Origin of the sequence: Aquimarina algiphila, from assembly GCF_007489275.1 — a bacterium.
In the GTDB taxonomy this organism is placed as follows: Bacteria; Bacteroidota; Bacteroidia; order Flavobacteriales; family Flavobacteriaceae; genus Aquimarina; species Aquimarina algiphila.
Genome location: NZ_VLNR01000230.1, coordinates 1 through 277 on the forward strand (window position 1 = coordinate 1; position 277 = coordinate 277).

Consider the following 277-nt stretch of genomic DNA (forward strand, 5'->3'; position numbering starts at 1 on the left):
CCATATTCAGATAGTATATCTAAAGATTTATCAGAAAGTTTGTGTTTTGATTTACCAGACTGTACAAACAGTTCTTTTGAGATTAATAGATCTTTTGCTTTATACCTTTCATTACTGTCAAAATTGAATTTTCGTGTTAGAAAATCAGCAAGAAGTATTGAAGGATATTTAGAAGCGTATTCTAAGGTTTTTTCAATTTGTTCGTTGGTCATTTTATATTGTTTTAAGCATATAAAAATACTAAAACATATGGCAAAAAAAATTCATAAATATTATG

General features: G+C 25.6%; 1 protein-coding gene. It reads right to left on the bottom strand.

The window, feature by feature from the left end; all coding sequences use genetic code 11:
• Nucleotides 1-212: hypothetical protein (locus tag FOF46_RS31140; protein ID WP_143919296.1), on the bottom strand; the 212-nt coding region annotated here is incomplete at its 3' end.
• Nucleotides 213-277 lie beyond the last annotated feature (65 nt).